At 61.3% G+C, this 16,824-nt stretch carries 15 protein-coding genes, 3 tRNA genes and 1 pseudogene; 15 read left to right on the top strand and 4 right to left on the bottom strand.

The genetic code is table 11. The annotated features are described in order from the left end of the window. Positions 1–133 precede the first annotated feature (133 nt). From NUV99_06570 to NUV99_06545, 6 genes and pseudogenes are all read left to right on the top strand, one after another. Positions 134–916 carry an ABC transporter ATP-binding protein gene (locus NUV99_06570; GenBank protein ID MCR4419781.1) on the top strand — a complete coding sequence of 261 codons (783 nt, stop codon included), beginning with the start codon at positions 134–136 and terminating at the stop codon, positions 914–916. A 12-nt stretch (positions 917–928) separates the two neighbouring features. Beyond that, positions 929–2,155, top strand: coding sequence for a SufD family Fe-S cluster assembly protein (locus NUV99_06565; protein ID MCR4419780.1), 1,227 nt, complete (start codon positions 929–931; stop codon positions 2,153–2,155). A 60-nt stretch (positions 2,156–2,215) separates the two neighbouring features. Then, on the top strand, positions 2,216–3,619 hold the full coding sequence (locus NUV99_06560) for an MFS transporter (GenBank protein MCR4419779.1): 1,404 nt from the start codon (positions 2,216–2,218) through the stop codon (positions 3,617–3,619). Positions 3,620–3,673: 54 nt separating this feature from the next. Then, positions 3,674–4,417, top strand: a complete 744-nt coding sequence (locus NUV99_06555) for a hypothetical protein (GenBank protein ID MCR4419778.1) — start codon at positions 3,674–3,676, stop codon at positions 4,415–4,417. Positions 4,418–4,638: 221 nt separating this feature from the next. Then, entirely contained in the window at positions 4,639–6,246 is a 1,608-nt protein-coding gene (locus NUV99_06550; GenBank protein MCR4419777.1) for a recombinase family protein, read from the top strand. A gap of 13 nt (positions 6,247–6,259) precedes the next feature. Further along, positions 6,260–6,751 (top strand): annotated as a pseudogene (locus NUV99_06545) (manganese catalase family protein). A gap of 73 nt (positions 6,752–6,824) precedes the next feature. Here NUV99_06545 and NUV99_06540 read toward each other — a convergent pair. The 3 genes from NUV99_06540 to NUV99_06530 form a co-directional block, all read right to left on the bottom strand. After that, positions 6,825–7,079: a DUF3243 domain-containing protein gene (locus NUV99_06540; protein ID MCR4419776.1), complete on the bottom strand. Its 255-nt coding sequence runs from the start codon at positions 7,077–7,079 to the stop codon at positions 6,825–6,827. A gap of 119 nt (positions 7,080–7,198) precedes the next feature. Continuing rightward, positions 7,199–7,274, bottom strand: a tRNA-Cys gene (locus NUV99_06535). Positions 7,275–7,283: 9 nt separating this feature from the next. Beyond that, positions 7,284–7,358 (bottom strand) — tRNA-Gly (locus tag NUV99_06530). A 294-nt stretch (positions 7,359–7,652) separates the two neighbouring features. Here NUV99_06530 and NUV99_06525 point away from each other — a divergent pair. Then, positions 7,653–8,219, top strand: coding sequence for a hypothetical protein (locus NUV99_06525; protein ID MCR4419775.1), 567 nt, complete (start codon positions 7,653–7,655; stop codon positions 8,217–8,219). A 123-nt stretch (positions 8,220–8,342) separates the two neighbouring features. Here NUV99_06525 and NUV99_06520 read toward each other — a convergent pair whose 3' ends face one another. Continuing rightward, positions 8,343–9,572, bottom strand: a complete 1,230-nt coding sequence (locus NUV99_06520) for an MFS transporter (GenBank protein MCR4419774.1) — start codon at positions 9,570–9,572, stop codon at positions 8,343–8,345. A 213-nt stretch (positions 9,573–9,785) separates the two neighbouring features. Between NUV99_06520 and NUV99_06515 the strand changes: the two genes are divergently transcribed. From NUV99_06515 to NUV99_06480, 8 genes are all read left to right on the top strand, one after another. Continuing rightward, positions 9,786–9,874: transfer RNA gene (locus tag NUV99_06515), tRNA-Leu, on the top strand. 347 nt (positions 9,875–10,221) lie between these two features. After that, the gene (locus tag NUV99_06510; protein MCR4419773.1) at positions 10,222–11,412 is read left to right on the top strand and encodes a flippase-like domain-containing protein; all 1,191 of its coding nucleotides are present in this window, start codon (positions 10,222–10,224) and stop codon (positions 11,410–11,412) included. A gap of 118 nt (positions 11,413–11,530) precedes the next feature. Next, positions 11,531–12,262 carry a hypothetical protein gene (locus tag NUV99_06505; protein MCR4419772.1) on the top strand — a complete coding sequence of 244 codons (732 nt, stop codon included), beginning with the start codon at positions 11,531–11,533 and terminating at the stop codon, positions 12,260–12,262. Between the two features lie 69 nt (positions 12,263–12,331). After that, positions 12,332–13,705 carry a radical SAM protein gene (locus NUV99_06500; protein MCR4419771.1) on the top strand — a complete coding sequence of 458 codons (1,374 nt, stop codon included), beginning with the start codon at positions 12,332–12,334 and terminating at the stop codon, positions 13,703–13,705. Between the two features lie 14 nt (positions 13,706–13,719). After that, on the top strand, positions 13,720–14,775 hold the full coding sequence (locus tag NUV99_06495) for a flippase-like domain-containing protein (GenBank protein MCR4419770.1): 1,056 nt from the start codon (positions 13,720–13,722) through the stop codon (positions 14,773–14,775). Between the two features lie 21 nt (positions 14,776–14,796). Continuing rightward, positions 14,797–16,176: an aspartate aminotransferase family protein gene (locus tag NUV99_06490; GenBank protein MCR4419769.1), complete on the top strand. Its 1,380-nt coding sequence runs from the start codon at positions 14,797–14,799 to the stop codon at positions 16,174–16,176. A gap of 78 nt (positions 16,177–16,254) precedes the next feature. Continuing rightward, on the top strand, positions 16,255–16,458 hold the full coding sequence (locus NUV99_06485) for a spore coat protein (protein MCR4419768.1): 204 nt from the start codon (positions 16,255–16,257) through the stop codon (positions 16,456–16,458). 14 nt (positions 16,459–16,472) lie between these two features. Next, positions 16,473–16,754, top strand: a complete 282-nt coding sequence (locus NUV99_06480; GenBank protein ID MCR4419767.1) for a spore coat protein — start codon at positions 16,473–16,475, stop codon at positions 16,752–16,754. Positions 16,755–16,824 lie beyond the last annotated feature (70 nt).

Genomic DNA, 16,824 nt, shown 5'->3' with positions numbered 1-16,824 from the left:
GTCGGTGTTGGCGAATCCTCGAGTACCGCCTGTTGCCGGGATCCTTTCTCTCTTGTCACCCGTATCGTCCGGGGATATAATAGCAGCGACGCAGAGCACGGGCTGACAATAACCGGTGAAGCGGGGGAAAGTCATGCTTAGGCTGGAAAACCTCACCGTAGCGGTAGGGGACCGCGAAATCCTTCACGATATTAACCTTGAGATCCGCCCCGGCGAGGTGCACGTTCTTTTCGGACCCAACGGCTCGGGCAAGACCAGTCTCTTGGGTACGATTATGGGCTTTGAGCGGTACCGCGTGGTGCGGGGGAAGATCTATTTTCAAGATCAGGACGTGACGGACTGGCCGGTAGATGCCCGCGCGCGATTGGGTATTGGACTATCGTTTCAGCGACCGCCCACGGTTCGGGGAGTCACCACCCGGCAGTTGGTCCAGGTCTGCGGCCGGGGAGGGGTGGATATAGAAAGCCTGGCGGAAGAAGTGAACTTCCGCAACTTCCTGGATAGGGAAGTGAACCTGGGTTTTTCCGGCGGCGAGCTCAAGCGCTCGGAACTGCTCCAGTTGCTGGCCCAGGATCCCCAGCTGGTGTTGTTGGACGAGCCGGAATCCGGCGTAGACCTAGAAAACATGGCTCTCATCGGGCGGGTGGTGAACCGTCTGCTGGAGAGGAACATTTCCCACCGTGAAGGCAAGTCTCAGCGCCAGGTGCGGCACGGTCGTCGCAAGGCCGGTCTAATCATTACTCATACCGGGCACATCCTTAATTACGTGAACGGCGATGTGGGGCACGTGCTGTTTGAGGGCCATCTTTCCTGCAGGGGCAATCCACGGGAGCTGTTGGCCTGCATTCAAGAAATGGGTTACGAAGAATGCGTGCGCTGTTCGTTCGAAAACTCTACCCCGGCGGGAGGGCAGTAAGAACCGATGAGCATGTCACGGCGGCAGGAGATTATGGCCCGAGCCAGGGCGGCTCGAGATAAGGCGGCAGCTTACGGAGAAGACTTGGATTTGGGCGCCTACCGGGTTCCGGCTTCGGACGAGCCCGGATCCCTTAATCCCGGAGCATTGGCATTAGAAGATCGCGAGCGATTGCTGGCTACCGGTGTGGAGCTGGAGGGGGCGGATCGGGCAGGAACGTTTCTGCAGGTGAACCATTCGGTGCTGCGTTGCGGTGCGGCTCAGGAAGGCATAGAGGTGTTGGGTACTTTTGAGGCGCTGGAGAAGTATCCCTGGGCGGAGGACTACTGGTGGCGGATAGTGGCCCCCGATCAGGACAAGTACACCGCCCAGGTAGCGCTGGCCGAGCACCGCAACGGCTATTTCATCCGGGCTCTACCCGGTTCGAGTACGATATACCCCTTACAGGCCTGCCTTTACCTCCAGGAAGAAGGCGCGGTCCAGAACGTGCACAACATCGTGATCGTGGAGGAAGGGGCGGAACTGCACCTGATTAGCGGCTGCGCCAGCGCCTCCCGGGTGAGGCACGGCCTGCACATCGGCGTTTCGGAGTTCTACGTGAAGAAAGGCGCCCGCCTCACCTTCACCATGATCCACTATTGGGGGGAAGAGGTGGCGGTGCGGCCTCGCTCTGCCACCCTGGTGGAAGAGGGTGGCCTTTTTGTTTCTAACTACGTCTGCCTGCGGCCGGTAGGCAGCCTGCAGATGTACCCTACTGCCTGGCTCAAGGGACCGGAGGCGGTGGCCCGTTACTACAGCATCCTGGTGGCCCCGCCGGGCACGTCCATGGACCTGGGCTCGCGGGTGGTGCTTCAGGCGCCCCGCAGTAGGGCGGAGGTAGTGGCCCGAACCCTGACGACCGGCGGGGAGATCATCAACCGCGGCTGCTTGGTGGCCGAGGCCCAGGAGGTAAAGGCGCACCTGGAGTGCCGGGGCCTGGTCTTGGGAGAAAAAGGAGTTATCGATGCCATCCCCGAGTTGCTTACCAAGGTGGGCAACGTGGATCTATCGCACGAGGCAGCGGTGGGCAAGATCGCCCAGGAGGAAATCGAGTACCTGATGGCCAGGGGCTTGAGCGAAGAAGAGGCTACCGCTACGATCGTCCGCGGTTTTCTTAACGTGCAGATAGTCGGGCTCCCCGCCGCCCTGCAGGCCGAGATCGACCGGGCGGTGGCGGCAGGCGAGAAGGCCCTGTTGTAGGCTGGTAGCCGATACCGGACGACAGCAACATGCGGTCTGTAGAGAGAAGGTGCGGTATCGGTGAGAACGCAGGTCGTATTGGAATCGGAGCCCGCCTGGGTGGTTCCGGCAACTACGTTGGCGGCGTTCTTGACCCCGTTCATGAGTAGCTCTTTCACTCTGGCAGTGGCGGACCTGGGAGCAGAGTTCGGAGCCGGCGCCCGACTGATAGGCTGGGTAGTCACCGTATATCTGGTGGCCACTGCCGCCGCCCTCCTGCCCTGCGGACGGCTGGCTGATCTGCGGGGGCGGGAAAAGGTCTTCTTCTGGGGTCTGGCCGTCTTCATCGCTTCGTTACTGGCCTGTGCGCTTGCTCCTGGGGTCGGGTTTCTAATCGGAGCCCGGGTAGCGAGCGGTGTAGGGGCGGCCATGGTATTCGGCACCTTGCCCGCGATCCTTACCAGTTATTCCCCTCCGGGAGAGCGGGGAAGGAGACTGGGGCTCTACAACGCTTCCGTTTATGCCGGCCTATCTGCCGGACCGGTGCTCGGCGGCATAATTACTCATTATCTGGGCTGGCGGTGGATCTTTGGGTTCAGCTTCCTTATCGGTTTACCTGCCCTGGTTCTGAGCGCGGCGGTTCTGGGCCTCCGTTCGGCACAGCGGCAGGAAGACGGCTTGGACCTGCCGGGCACGGTCTTCTCCGTGCTGGGCATTTCTATTCTGCTCTATGCGGCCTCGGGCTCGGGTCTGCCGGCGGTGGTTAACCGTTGCTTATTCCTGCTCGGGGTGGTATTGGTAGTTGCCTTTGTAATGTGGGAGAGGCGCTGTCCCGGACCCCTTCTCGACGTAAGGCTATTTGTCGGAAATGCCGGATTTAGCTTCTCCAACCTGGCTGCCTTCATTAGTTACAGCGGCAGTTTCGCCGTCAGCTACATACTGTCCCTGTACTTACAGCTGGTCCTGGGCCTTTCTCCTCAGACGGCCGGTTTGGTCTTGCTCGGTCAGCCAATACTCCAAACGCTGGTTTCACCCCTGGCAGGGCGGCTGTCTGATCATTGGGAGCCAAGGATGGTAGCCTCGGCGGGCATGGTCCTGGTTTCCGCGGCCTTGGTCCTGATGGCAAATTATCTTTCTGATTTTACGCTTCTGGAATTGACGGGTATCCTCTGCCTTCTAGGACTGGGATTCGGGCTTTTTGCCTCGCCCAATGTTAACGCCATTATGAGCACCGCGCCTAGGTCGCACTACGGCAGCGCTTCCTCGGTTCTGGCCCTGATGCGGCTCCTGGGACAGACGCTGAGTATGGGGGTGGCCGGCGCCGTGCTGACCGCGTATCTGCAAGATCTGCCCCTGGGTCCTGTCGCCGCTCCCTACCTGAGTCAGGGAGTGCGCGTCAGCCTAGTGATATTCGCCGCCTTATCCGCCGTAGCCGTCCCGGCCTCTTTGGCCCGGGGCAGAATTCACCCGCACAACGCCGAGTAATAATGTACGGCAGAGCTCAGTCTTACTGCCGGGTAATCGGGTGGCGTGGGAACAATGTGGACGGTGAGCCTGGTTCATGCCGACGATGCCCTCCGTTGGCAGCCTCGGTTGCAGCGGGTAGCCTCGGTGAAGCTGGTCCTGGAGCCGGGGGAGCTGAAGCTGTTATCCCCTTGGCCCCGCTTCAGCGAGGCGGGAAAGCAGTTGTCCGCCCTGCCGGCGGGAATAGTCTTTTCGGGCTCCGCCAGCCTGCACCACCTCTCCTATCACCTTGCCCTTCGGCAGGGAAAACCCTTGACCGCAGTGGTTTTCGACCGTCACGGTGACTACCTGCCCTCTCCGCCCGGACACGTAAGTTGCGGATCGTGGCTGCTGGAGCTGGTCAAGCGCCCGGAGGTGGAAGAGGCGTGGCTGGTGGGGTCTGAAGGCCCTTGCCGGCCTGTGCCCTCGCCCAAGCTGCGGGTGCTGTCTGCCAGACGGGCGCGCGAAATGCTGGCCACGGCACAGCTTGCCGCCAGACAGGTATACGTTTCGATCGATAAGGACGTCCTTCAGGAGGCGGTCACCGATTGGGGCTCCGGAAGGCTGGAGTCCCAATCCCTCTTTGAATTGCTTTCCCTCCTGCGTGACCGTTACCGGTTGGTCGGCGTGGACGTATGCGGGGAAATAATTCCTTCTGGTTGCTGGCCGACGGATTCCGAGCTTCGCGCCATCCGAACCAACGAAGAGATCAATCTTCGCCTCTGCCGCCTGCTCCTTGATGACCGGAGGCAGTATCTCTTGCATTCACGGGCCTCCTAGAACGCTCGTATATTGACTAGCGGTGGCACACGGCAAACAAGGATGCACGGTCAGTGGGGGGAGCAAGAATGCAGAAGCCGTCGGCCGGGCACGGCCCGGAAGTGCCGGAGGAGGTCTTCAGGCGCTTGGTTCGGATACTGCTCCGGCTGGTGCGGGGAGAAAACGGGGCGGGGAGAGGGCCTTCTGCGCCTCGAGGTACGGTCTCCTGAGGGGGGTTGGACTTGAGGGAGTTGATCCCGGCCCACCTGGTGGGAAGACGGCTGGAAGTCCTGGCCGATCCGCGGCGTACCCTGGAGCAGTCGGGGCTTCCCGTCGGCGGGTACATCCGGATTTCTACCCGTAAGGGAGGCCAGCTTTCCAGTATCGAGAATCAGAAGAAGGTGCTGAGCCAGTGGGCGGAGTTGCACCGGTACCGGTTGGTGCGGTTTTATATAGACGTAAGGTCCGGCGAATACGTTGCCGGGCGGGAGGAGCTGAATCGCCTCAGGGAAGATATTCGCCTCGGCCGAATAAGGGGAGTAGTGACCAAGGAGATATCGCGGACCAGCAGAGACGTCATGGATGTCCTGGAATTGAAACGGGAGATTGCCGGGTGGGGCGGATTCTTCGTCTCGATCAAGGAGAACTACGACAGCCGTACCGATGACGACGAGTTTCTGCTCGTGCTGCACGCCGCCCTGGCCCAGAAGGAACGCAAGGCAACGGCCGGCCGGGTGAGGATTACCCAGCTGGTGAAGGCCAGGGAAGGCAGGACCAACGTGCCCCTGCCGGCCTTCGGCTACCGGTTGAGCGCCGACCGCCAGCACTTGGAAGTAGATCCTCGCAACGCACCGGTCTACCGCTTCATAGTAGCGCGGTTCCTTGAAGGCTGGGGGCAGGCCAAGATCGCCCGCCATCTGAACGCGCAAGGGTGCCGCACCCGCAGAGGCGGCAGGTGGAGCCCTAACGCGGTCCGTACGGTATTGAGCAATCCGGTTTACCTGGGTCTCACCATCTACAATACCACCACTCTGATTAGAGATGCCCTGGGCAGACAGAGGCGGGTGATGCGCCCTCCCGACGAGTGGATAATTCGCGAGGGAACGCATCCCCCGCTGATCAGCCCGGAAGAGTTCGAGCAGGTGCAGGCAATGTTGAGGGAGAGACGCCGGAAGCAGAGCCGTGATTGGACCACCGAGCGCAAGTACCTGGGCTCCGGCCTGTTGCGCTGCGCGGAGTGCGGGGCCAAGATTTACGGGGCCCGCTACCCGGCCAAGTCGGGCGCCAACAAGCCGGCGGGCCGGTTCCTCTACCGGTACCGGTGCGCCGACCTCTACGGCCGCTGCAGCCGGCCCATGAAGTACTGGGACATGCAGCGGGTCGATCGGGCCATCCTGGAGCTGCTGCGAGGGTTGCTTGCGGACGGCGAGAGGCTGAGACAGACCGTACGGGAGCACCTGGCGGTCGCCGAAGCAGTACGAGAGGATTTGGGGGAGGAATTGAGGCGGCTGGCAGGCGAACTCGAGAGGCTGGACGGTGCCCTCAGGAAGCAACAATTGGCCTACGAGCAGGGCGCCATTACCCTGGACGAATACGGTCGGCGGGCGGCGGAGTTGCGGGAAGAAAGGCACCGGCTGGAACTGGCAAAGAGAGCGGTCGAAGGGCGCCTCGCCCGGTCCGGAGGAACGGAGAAGGACGTGGAAGCGCTTTGTGGCCGTATAAGACACCAACTGGACAATCTGCACCGGCTGTCACCTTCGGTGCAGAAGGAACTGTTGGGGGCTGCTTTTGAGGCCCTGTACCTGAGGAAGGATTACACCATCGGCGAGGTGGTGTTCCGGCGGCGGTAGTTATCAAAAGCGAAAGTACGGGGGCCCGGACGGTGAACTCGCGGCCTCTTTACGTTACCTGACCCAGCGGTACACCATGCCCATTCCCCAGGCCAAAGCCGTTCTAACCGATATCGGGACCGAAGAGTTGGCGCACATGGAAATCGTGGCGGCGCTGGTTTATAACCTGATCAAAGACGCGCGGCTGGAGGACATAAAGCGGGCCGGCCTGGACGGCTACTATGCCGACCACGACCGGGCGCTGTACTTTGTCAACGCCGACGGGGTGCCCTGGACCGCTTCGTATATTCAGTCCAAAGGGGATCCCATAACTGACATGCACGAGAACATGGCCGCCGAGCAGAAGGCGCGTTCCACCTACGAGTGGCTCATCAATCTCTCGGACGATCCCGACGTTACCGACGTGCTGCGCTTCCTGAGGGAGCGGGAAATAGTGCACTACCAGCGGTTCGGCGAGACTCTCCAGCTCTTGTACGAGTACATGGATTCCAAGAAATACTACTGATGGAGATTTGGATTTCACGCCGGAAAAGGGGCAGTCAGGCGGGGAGGCCGGCTGCCCCTTCCTGGGTGGCGAGCTAGTGCCGACCGTATTTGTCGCAGAGCTTCACCAGGGTGCTGGCAATCGCCTGGCGCTCGGGCTCGTCGGCTACTTCCCACATCGCCCTCAGCACCCGGTTCTCCGGAATGTCCGGGTCGACATTGGCGTATAGGTAGTTTCCCACCTGTACGGCCGAACTCCTGATCATTTCATCGGACATGCCCATGCCCCTGGCCTTGCTCACGGCGGTGGACAGGGTGTTCACCCACTGGTCAAAGTTGCTGATTTCCACCTGAACGTCTCACCTCCTACCGTAGTGTTCGCCGTCAATCCGGCTCTTAAACCTCCAAGGCGGTAAGGGTGCCAAGAAACGAGATCGGCAGGGCCGTTACCCTGCCGAGTTAGTTGCTTTGGAGGTGCGGGCCGGATTCGAACCGGCGAATAGTGGTTTTGCAGACCACGGCGTTAGCCACTTCGCCACCGCACCCTAAATAAATGGAGCGGAAGACGGGATTTGAACCCGCGACCCCCGCCTTGGCAAGGCGATGCTCTACCGCTGAGCTACTTCCGCTCGAGGCCCGGTGTCAGAGCCCCTAATTCCAGACCGGGCCGACGTCATTATGATAGCACGCTACCCAAGGCAAGTCAATAGCTTTGGGCGGTACGGCCGACGACTTTACTAGGCGAATGAGATTGTTGGTTATAGCGCCGTATCGGCGTTAAGAGGTCGCACCTTTCACTGCCGGGCCTGACATTCGGCAATACGGCTCGTAGCAGGGAAATTCGGTCTGGTATCCGCCTTGACCTGACACACCAGGATTTGCTAACATTTTGCCGAAAACGGCCGGAAAGGAGGTGGTACCAGGTGCGCGCGGCAAAAAGGGTGGCCATTATCCTGCTCGCGGTCTGCCTGGCTGCATCTTTGGCCCTTACGGCCTTTGCCGGGGAACAGACGCAAGCCCGGAACGAGGTTCGGGTCCGTGTTATCGGGGCAGAGTTGCCAACCGCGCTTGTGGACCAGGTCAAGTCTCTCTCGCACGAGCAGCTCCTGGCCCTGAGGGAGTTGGTGCGCGAGCGGCTGAGGGAGACGGCGCAGCAGCGATTGGCCAACGGGGCGACTCCGGCTGTCGTGCAGTTTGCCGGCGTGGTCACTGCCGTAGATGGTAACAAGTTCACCGTGACCAAGGGCGGGAAAGGAAACGAAGTAGTGAAGACCTTCACCCTGACCCAAGACACGCAGATCATAGGCGTAGGTAACCTAAAGGGCCAGACAAAGGTCGAGAAAGGCCTTATGGTCAAGGTGAAGGCTACCTCAGACGGCAAAGCGTTGGTAGTGCGGTTGTTACCTGCCAAGAAGGGCGAGGCGCTTGGGAACGATAGGCCGGTAGCGGCCGCGAAGACCAAGGGGCTGGCTAAGGGGAAGAACAACTAACATGTACCTCACGAGCGTACCGGCCTAAAGGCCTTGTCAAGGACGCACCGTGGTGTGCGTCCTTCTTGTATGCCGGCGTTGGTGGCAGGAGGAGAGGGAACCGGTGCTTCGGAGATCGGTAGGCTACTGTTCACAGTCCCACGACCGGCCAGGCTCGATCCTTTCGGGGCGAGCAACCGGCGGGAGAGCCCTGACAGACCATAAGAAGTTGACCAAGAACAGGCAGGCGGTAAACACGAAAACGAAGCGCAGACCGAGGTAGGCGGCGAGTGTTCCCCCTACCAGAGGCCCGGTAAAGCCACCCAGAAACAGGGCGGCGGAGGTAAGACCGAACACGCTTCCCCTGGCCTCGGGGGGAGCCAGTTGTCCCACCACGGCGTTGGCCATGGGCACTATGCTGCCCAGAAAAAGCCCCAGAGCGGCGCGCAGGACCAGCAGCTGCCAGGCGCTGTGCACCATGGCTTGCGGAAAGTAGAGGAGGGCGCAGGCCGGTATACAGATCAGCAGCAGAGTACGGGGGCCCAGACGCTCGGAGTAACGACCGGCCAGAAGCAGCCCTACGACTTGGGCAAGGCCGGTCACGGCGAAAATGGTACCCGTAAGCGTACCCAGCAGTTCATGTTCCGGTTCGAGTTCACGTATGTACAGGGATAGAACCGGCTCTACATTGCGGATGGCAAACTGAGCCAGGAACAGCACCAGGAACATGTTCCCGATGGCCGGCCGGGCGAGGCCCTTTCGGATGCCCGCCCAAAATGGGCCCCGGTCGGGCGCTCCGGCGGGAGGAGAGGTTTCGCGGACCGAGAATAACGTGATCAGGCCCGCCCCAAAGGCGAGCAAACCGTTGGTCATAAAAACCGCCCGATAGGACAGGTGGTCGGCAATGGCGCCGCCGATGGTGGGGCCTACGAGAAGCCCCAGTGTCTGGCCGGTCTGCAGCAGACCCAGAGCCCACCCCAGCCTCTCCACCGGAGCCTCCGAAGCCACCAGGGCGATGGCCGCGCCGGAATAGCCCCCGAACATTCCTTGCAGAATCCGGAGGATCAGTACCTGGTAAACGTTATGGGCAAAACCCACCAAGAAAATGGCGCTTCCGGCGGCCAGGCAGGAGCGCACCACCATAAGCCTGCGGCCAAGGCGGTCCGCTAGAGAACCCCAGATAGGCGAGAACAAGGCGGCGAAAAGAGCGCTGACAGATGCCAGGACGCCGGCCCAGAGTCTTACCTGCTCCTGGCGGGCAATGCCCAATTCCGCCACAAAGAAGGGAAGGAAGGGCGCCATAGAGCTGAACCCGGTCATCATCACGAACTGTACCAGGACCATGACCTTTAGGTTGCTGCGCCAAGATGCCATCGCATACCCGCCCTGCTTTCTGCGTGGACATGGAGACCGGATTGCACTATGCTTCGACGGTCCAGCCCTCAAGTCCTGTCGATTCCAAGTCCGCGGAGCCAACCGGGGATCTGTTCATACCTCACATAACCCAGACAGCATCACTAAGGATGACAGGGGTAGGTCGCGAGGTTGTGGGTGGCCATAGAATATGCTACAATATGTGTGATACCAGCCGGAGTGGCGGAACTGGCAGACGCAACGGACTTAAAATCCGTTGGGGCGCGTGCCCCGTGCGGGTTCGAGCCCCGCCTCCGGCACCAGACAAGGGTTTCTAGGGGCTATCCTGGAGGGAGGATGGCCCCTTTTAGTTTGCCCGGGGACGGCCCGGTTCGGACGCGCGAGTATGAGGGCGAAAGGGATTGGCGAAGCGGGAGGGCTTGGGTTGCCGGCTATTTCAGGGCGCTGAAGGCCGGGCCGGGGATTGGCCGGAGTTTACCGTTAGCGACTCGGTTCGGGTCCATTTTTCGATGTCTTGCACGTTACCTCCTTTCTTGGGGTAGAAGAGGAGCCCAAGGAACGTAGTTGGATTTACGTGCTGGAGATCGAAGGGCTGGCGAGTGCGTGCCTGACCCTTCTTCCCCGACCTGCCGGCAGGCAGGCAACGTGCTTGGTTATTGCAGAGGCGGGTTCTTGCCTGGAGCTCGCATCACCGGCGCGGTCGCCGGATAATCCCTACCTGCCGGGCCATACTATTTTCACCGCCTTTTTCGGGGTGAGAGTCGTGGCTGGACGGGAAGCAGTCTCGGGAACTTGGCGCCGGGGATACTGGCAGTGGCTGCTGCTGGCCCTGGCCCTAAGCGTTGGCACCCTTTTCCTTTACAGCTTGCGGACGGCCGGCAGCGCCCTGGCCTGGTTCGGCCGGGTGTCCGGTACCGGCATGTTGGCGGTCCTGGCTCTGGTGGGGTGTCTGTGGCTGTTGGAGGCCTGGAGGGTACAGAGCCTGGTGCGGGCCGCCGGGGGGCGGGTTGGAGTCGGCCAGGTGCTGCAGGCCAACCTGGCCGCAGCCTTTGTGGCCGCGGTTACTCCGGCGGCCGGCGGGGGGCCTCCGGCGCACGTCTACTTTCTTACCCGCGTAGGCCTGGGCCCGGAGAGGGCGGCCGCGGTGGTAACTGCCCGCCTCCTGCTGAACCTGGTGTTCTTTGCCTTCATGGGACCGCCCCTTTTTCTTCTGTACCGCCATACGCTGCGGTTGCCGGCGCCGCTGGAGCTGGTGATTCTGGGAGCGGCCCTTGGCCTGGCCGGGCTCATAACCGGCCTCCTGTATCTCCTCTTTCGATCCGGGCTTGCCGAGCGAGTCCTCGGCTACGTTGCCCGTATCGCCGCTCGGCTGCACCGTCAATGGAGCGAAGAGGATATCTTGAATGCGTTGAGCACCAGGCTGGATGAGTTCCGCTCCAGCCTGGCGGCGGTGGCGGCGGCGAGCTGGTACCTGCGTCTCCTCCTGTTGTTCCTCACCACCGGCTACTGGATAGGGTTCTTCTCGATAATACCCCTCCTGAGTTACACGCTCGGCCTGAGGCTGGACCTTCCCTCGGTGGCGGCCCGCCAGTTTCTGTACTTCTTTATCGTGTCCTATGTTCCCTTACCCGGCGCCAGCGGGGCGGCGGAATTGAGTCTGGCCGCACTCCTCTCAGGCTTGGTCCCTCAATCTCTCCTGCCCGGTCTCGTGGCTACCTGGCGCTTCTTTACCTATCACCTCAACCTGCTCGTAGGGGGGGCCATGGTATGGTGGTTGTCACGACGGCCGGAGCGCGGATTCACTCCCAGAAGGTGGAGAGAAGAACCCGGCAAGACCTGAGGAGCGCAGCGCGGGGGCAGCCCAATGCTGGAAATTGCAGTGGAAATCGGGGCTTGACCTGAGCGGCAACTAGAGATAAAATTTTCCCGAGAATATTTGGGTCTTTTGGGGGTAAGTCATGCTAACCAAGCGCCAGCAGGAGTTTCTGGCCGTCGTGGTTCGGCTGGCGGAGGGCGGTCAGGGAGTTCACTATACCCGGGTGGCAGAAGTAATGGGTGTCAGCCGGTGGACCGCCTACGACGTTCTGACCAGTCTGGTAGAAAAGGACATGCTGGAAGTGACGCACGAACTGGCCCGTGAGGGAGGTGGAGGGCGTTCACGGGTGCTCTTTGTTCCAACTGCCCGAGCCTTAGCTTTTCTCGGCAAGAGTGATCGGCCGGACGGTGCCGGTAGCGGGGCGGGTGAAGTGCTGGCCAGGACCGGCAGCGGTCTATGGGCCAAGGTACTGCGCAGCCGGGAGCAGGGGGTGTGGAATACCTTACAGGAACTCGTGTCGGACTTGGCCGGAATACGGCATCCCTTTGTGTTCTGTGCCTACTTGCTGGTCATTGTCTTGGTGGCCCTGCGAGCTTCCAGCCAGGGCGATCACCAGGCGATACTGGGCTACCTGGGTCCGCTCCTGAACGGTCCGCAGATCGCTCTGGTGGCTTTAGCCGGTTGTGCGCTGGCCTTTCTGGCAGAGCGGGCTCCGCAGGGGAGCAGTGTGATTCCGTTGTGGCAGCAGTTGGGCGTATTTGAAGAGCACATGAAGAAGCTCGACCATGACGAGACCTTGCGTCTGCGCGATTTCGCCGCCGAGGTCATAGAGGAATTGTGGTCCAGGCCCGCTGCTGCCGAAGCCGGAAGTTGATAAAGGCGGGTGCCGGAAGAGCCGTAGGGCTTCAAGGGCTTCCGTCAACCGTGAGAGGAGGGGACTTTGGTGAACCTGGCCCGTACCTTCCTGGGTGAAAAATTCCTGGAGCAGGGCGTCAAGCTTATCATGCGGGGGGACGCGGAGAAGCACATCAACACCCTGCTGGCCTGGGCGGAGAAGATCGCCCGCGACCCCAAGCATAAGGGCTTCATCGAGGGAATGCGTACCGCCTTTAACGATCCCAACAATAACTGGGCTCAGCTCGCTCACCGCATGTTGAACGAGACCGACCCGAATATCCGTACCCGCCTGGCCGTCAACTTCTTTGTTAACGCCGGCCTGCTGGGTGTTCCCAGGCAGAGAGAAGTTGAGGAAAAGGAAGGCGTACACGTGCCATGGGCGGTGCTGATAGACCCCACGGAGCGCTGCAACCTCAACTGCATAGGTTGCTGGGCCGGAGATTACCAGCGCGCTCAAGAGCTGGACTTCGCCACCCTGGACCGGGTTTGCTCTGAGGCCGAGCAGCTGGGCATATATTTCATCGTCGTCTCCGGCGGCGAGCCGCTGGTTCGTAAAGACGATATACTGGCCCTGGCCGAAAAGCACGAGGGTCAGGTTTTCCATCTGTTTACTAACGGAACGCTCATAGACGCAGACTTTGTGGCCCGCATGAAACAGGTGGGCAACATTACGACAGCCATCAGCGTTGACGGCTTCGAAGAAAAGACCGACGCCCGGCGGGGCAAGGGCGTTTTCCAGAAGGTAAGCCGGGCCATGGACCTGCTCCGGGAAAACGGCTGCGTCTTCGGTGTCTCCGTAACCTACCACCGGGGCAACAGCGAGGAAGTAAGCAGTGAGGAATTCGTGGACTTCATGATAGAGAAGGGCGTTGCCTACGGATGGTACTTTACCTATATTCCTATCGGCAAGGACATCGACCTGGAAATGATGGCTACGCCGGAGCAGCGGGCTCTGGTATACGATCGCATACTCGAATACCGCCGGACCAAACCCATCTTTCTGGTGGATTTCTGGAACGACGGCGAAGCGGTAAACGGGTGCATAGCGGGGGGGCGCACCTACTTCCACATTAACGCCGCGGGAGAGGTTGAACCCTGCGCCTTCGTGCACTACGCCACCTGTAACATAAAGAACGTGAGCCTCAAGGAAGCCCTGCAGAACCCGCTGTTCAAAGCTTACCAGAAGCGCCAGCCCTTCCACTCTAACCTGCGCCGTCCCTGCCCGATCATAGACAATCCGGAGATGCTACGGGAAATCATCAAGGAATCCGGAGCGTATCCGACCCAGCTACACCAGGACGAGACCATCGACGAGTTCGTGGAGAAGATTAAACCCTATTCCGAGGCCTGGGGCGAAGTGGCCGACGCCATTTGGGCGGAAAAGCAGGGCAGAAACGCGGTAAGCGCCTCGGCCAATTGAGCCGGAGGCCAGCCATGTCGCAGCCGGCTGACCGCAAGTACTGGCGTGGCCTGGTTCTGGCAGTTCTCCTGAGCTTGGCCGGGCTGGCGTTGGTTTCTTTTGCCACCTCCGGCGAAGTGCTGGCAGAAGTGGCGGCCCAATTCCGCTGCGGCTGGTTTTACCTGGCGCTGGGCTTGGTACTGATAATCTGGCTGGTAGAAGGGTTGCGCACCAAGACCATCCTGGAAATCACCGGGAGCCGCATCGGTTTTTGGGCTGCCTTTCAGGTCCAGCTGGCCAGCAACTTCGCCGCGTCGGTCACCCCCCTGGCCAGCGGCGGGCCACCTGTGGAAGCCTACCTGCTGTGGCGCCAGAACGTTCCCCTGGACCGCTCCCTGGCCATGGTCAGCGTCCGCCTCCTCCTGACCTTCGGTTTCTTCCTGGTCACGGTTCCGCTGCTGTTGATCTTCGGGTGGGGCGTACTGCAGTTAAGCTGGCCGCTGCTCGTGGCGGCCGTGGCAGCGGTGGCGGTCATGTCGGTTTCCTTCGGGTTGTTTTTTTACTTTGTGTACCGCCCCCCCCTGGTAGAAAAGATGGCCTATCGGGTGCTCCTGTGGCTGCCGGCGCGGAGGTTTCGCGTGGACGCCCGCAGCCTGGCGGAGGGTGTGGAGAAAGAGGTAACCAAGTTCGGCCGCACCCTGAGCCTGCTGGTGCGCTCGGGGATGCGGAAGCTGGTCCTTCTGACGGTTTACACCGTGGCCATATGGCTGCTTTTCTTTTCCGTGGCGCCGGTGCTCCTGCTCGGCATGGGCTATCCCGTGCCCTGGGCCGCGGCTACCATTCGTCAGGTACTGCTTTATTTCCTGTTCTGCTACGTGCCACTTCCCGGCGCCAGCGGGGTAGCGGAAGTAGGATACGCCTCCCTGTTCGCTTCCCTGGTGCCGGCCCCGGTACTGGCCGGCTTCGTGGCCACCTGGCGGCTCCTCACTTACTATGCGGGGATAATTGCCGGTGGCCCGTTACTGGTGAGGCTGGCGCGCGCTCCGGCGGTACACACGGAGGTCGAGCGTCCGCTGGCAAGAATAGGCTAAGGCAGAAGGGCGGGCATTCGCATGTTCACTTTGGATGAGGCCCTGGAGTTCGACCGGGCCACCGTAGGCAAGCTCTACAAGGAATACGTTAATCCGGGTCTGGCTGCCGTCCTGGGACTGCTGGACTTTGACAAGCGCTTCGTGCGGGCCGAGGGACCCTGCCTTTGGGATGCCGAGGGCAACCGTTACCTCGACTGCCTGGGCGCCTACGGAGCGCTGAACCTCGGTCACAACCCGCCGCAGGTACTGGCGGCACTGGAGAAGGTCAAGCAGCGACCCAACCTCCTGCAGGCATCGTTGAACCCCCTGGCCGCGGCCCTGGCCCACAATCTGGCGGAAGTGGCGCCGGGAAACCTGCGCCATTGCTTCTTCTGTAACAGCGGGGCCGAGGCGGTGGAAGGGGCGCTGAAACTGGCGCGAGCGGCTACGGGCAGGACAGGCCTCATCTACTGTGAGGGTTCTTTCCACGGGAAGACCCTGGGAGCTTTGTCGGTTACCGGAAGGGACAAGTACCAGCGTCCCTTCGAGCCTCTGGTCCCGGACTGCCGTTGCATTCCTTACGGAGATGCGGCGGCACTGGAGCAAGCCCTTAAAGAGCGTCCTGCTGCCGCCTTCATTGTAGAACCCATTCAGGGAGAAGGCGGCATCGTGGTGCCTCCGCCGGGGTATCTGACCCGGGCGCGCGAGCTTACTTCCCGCCATGGCGTCCTTCTCATCGTGGACGAGATCCAGACCGGCCTGGGTCGGACCGGTAACCTTTTTGCCTGCCAGCACGAGCAGGTGGCCCCGGACATCCTCTGTCTGGCCAAGTCGCTGGGCGGAGGGATAATGCCGGTGGGAGCCTTCATAACTACCCCCGAGCTGTGGCAGCGGGCCTACGGTGGCATGGACAAGTGTCTGCTACATACCTCCACCTTCGGCGGCAACACCTGGGCCATGGCGGCCGGTCTGGCCGCGTTGAAGACGCTGGTAGAGGAGAACCTGGCCGAAGAGGCTAGAAAGAAGGGCGAGTTTCTGCGCCAGCGTTTGGCCGAGCGGGTAGAAACCCATCCCCTGGTCAAGGCCGTCAGGGGCCGGGGCCTAATGATAGGGATCGAATTCGTGGGGAAGGAGCAAGGGCTTCTCGACCGTCTTACCGGGGGCATGACCGCCCGACTGCGCGAGGAGTACACTGCCTCGCTGGTTGCCGGGCTGCTGCTCAACGAATACCACATCCTTACCGCCTACACGCTTAACAACCCCAACGTTATCCGGCTGGAGCCGCCCCTCACCATCACCTACGAGGACCTGGACCGGGTAGTGGGCGCGCTGGAGGCGATTCTGGGCGAGCACGGGAGTTTCGGCAGCCTGGCCCTGGCCTCGAGCCGCACGTTGCTCAAGTCCCTGTTCCGCAAGGAGTGACTCTCAAACGTGCATTACTTGGGGGGCTGGGGGAATAATAAGGCTTGAGGTTGAACCTTGGCCAAAGGAGGAATTGGCATGGCCAACTTTACCCAGCCCGAACTGCAGCAGTTGCGGGAGAACCTCAGCAGCGAGCTGTTGGTAATCAGCAAACTGGCCAACTTCGCCGCCCAAATTGACGACCCGCAGCTCAAGCAGATGTGTTTGAACATGCAGAGGACACACGAGCGGCACCGGGACATGCTGCTCCGGCACCTGGGCGCCGGGCAGCCGGTAATGTGAAGGAGGGTTGAAGGGTGCAGTTCTCGGATAAGGACATCTTGAGCGATGCCCTGGCCACGCAGAAGTTCCTGGTTTCCTCCTACAACCTCGCCATCACCGAGTGCGCCAATCCCCAGTTGCGCCAGGATTTCATGTCCATCTGGCAGGAGGAGCAGAACCTGCACCGCCAGGTTTTCGACGCCATGTCCGCCCGGGGTTGGTACCAGATCAACCAGGCCAGCCCGCAGGACGTGGCCCAGGTTCAGCGGCACTTCCAAACCTCGGCCTCGCCGGCCGGAGGTTACCAGTTCCGCTAGCGCTGACGGATCCCTACTTTCGAGTTAACTTGAGTTGACTGGCGGTACCGGGTGCTCGCCTGAGTACATT

Source organism: Clostridia bacterium (assembly GCA_024653205.1).
Classification (GTDB): Bacteria; Bacillota; DSM-521; order Neomoorellales; family SLTJ01; genus JANLFO01.
The sequence above is the reverse complement of the archived record's forward strand: the minus strand, read 5'-3'. Positions and strand labels throughout refer to the sequence as shown.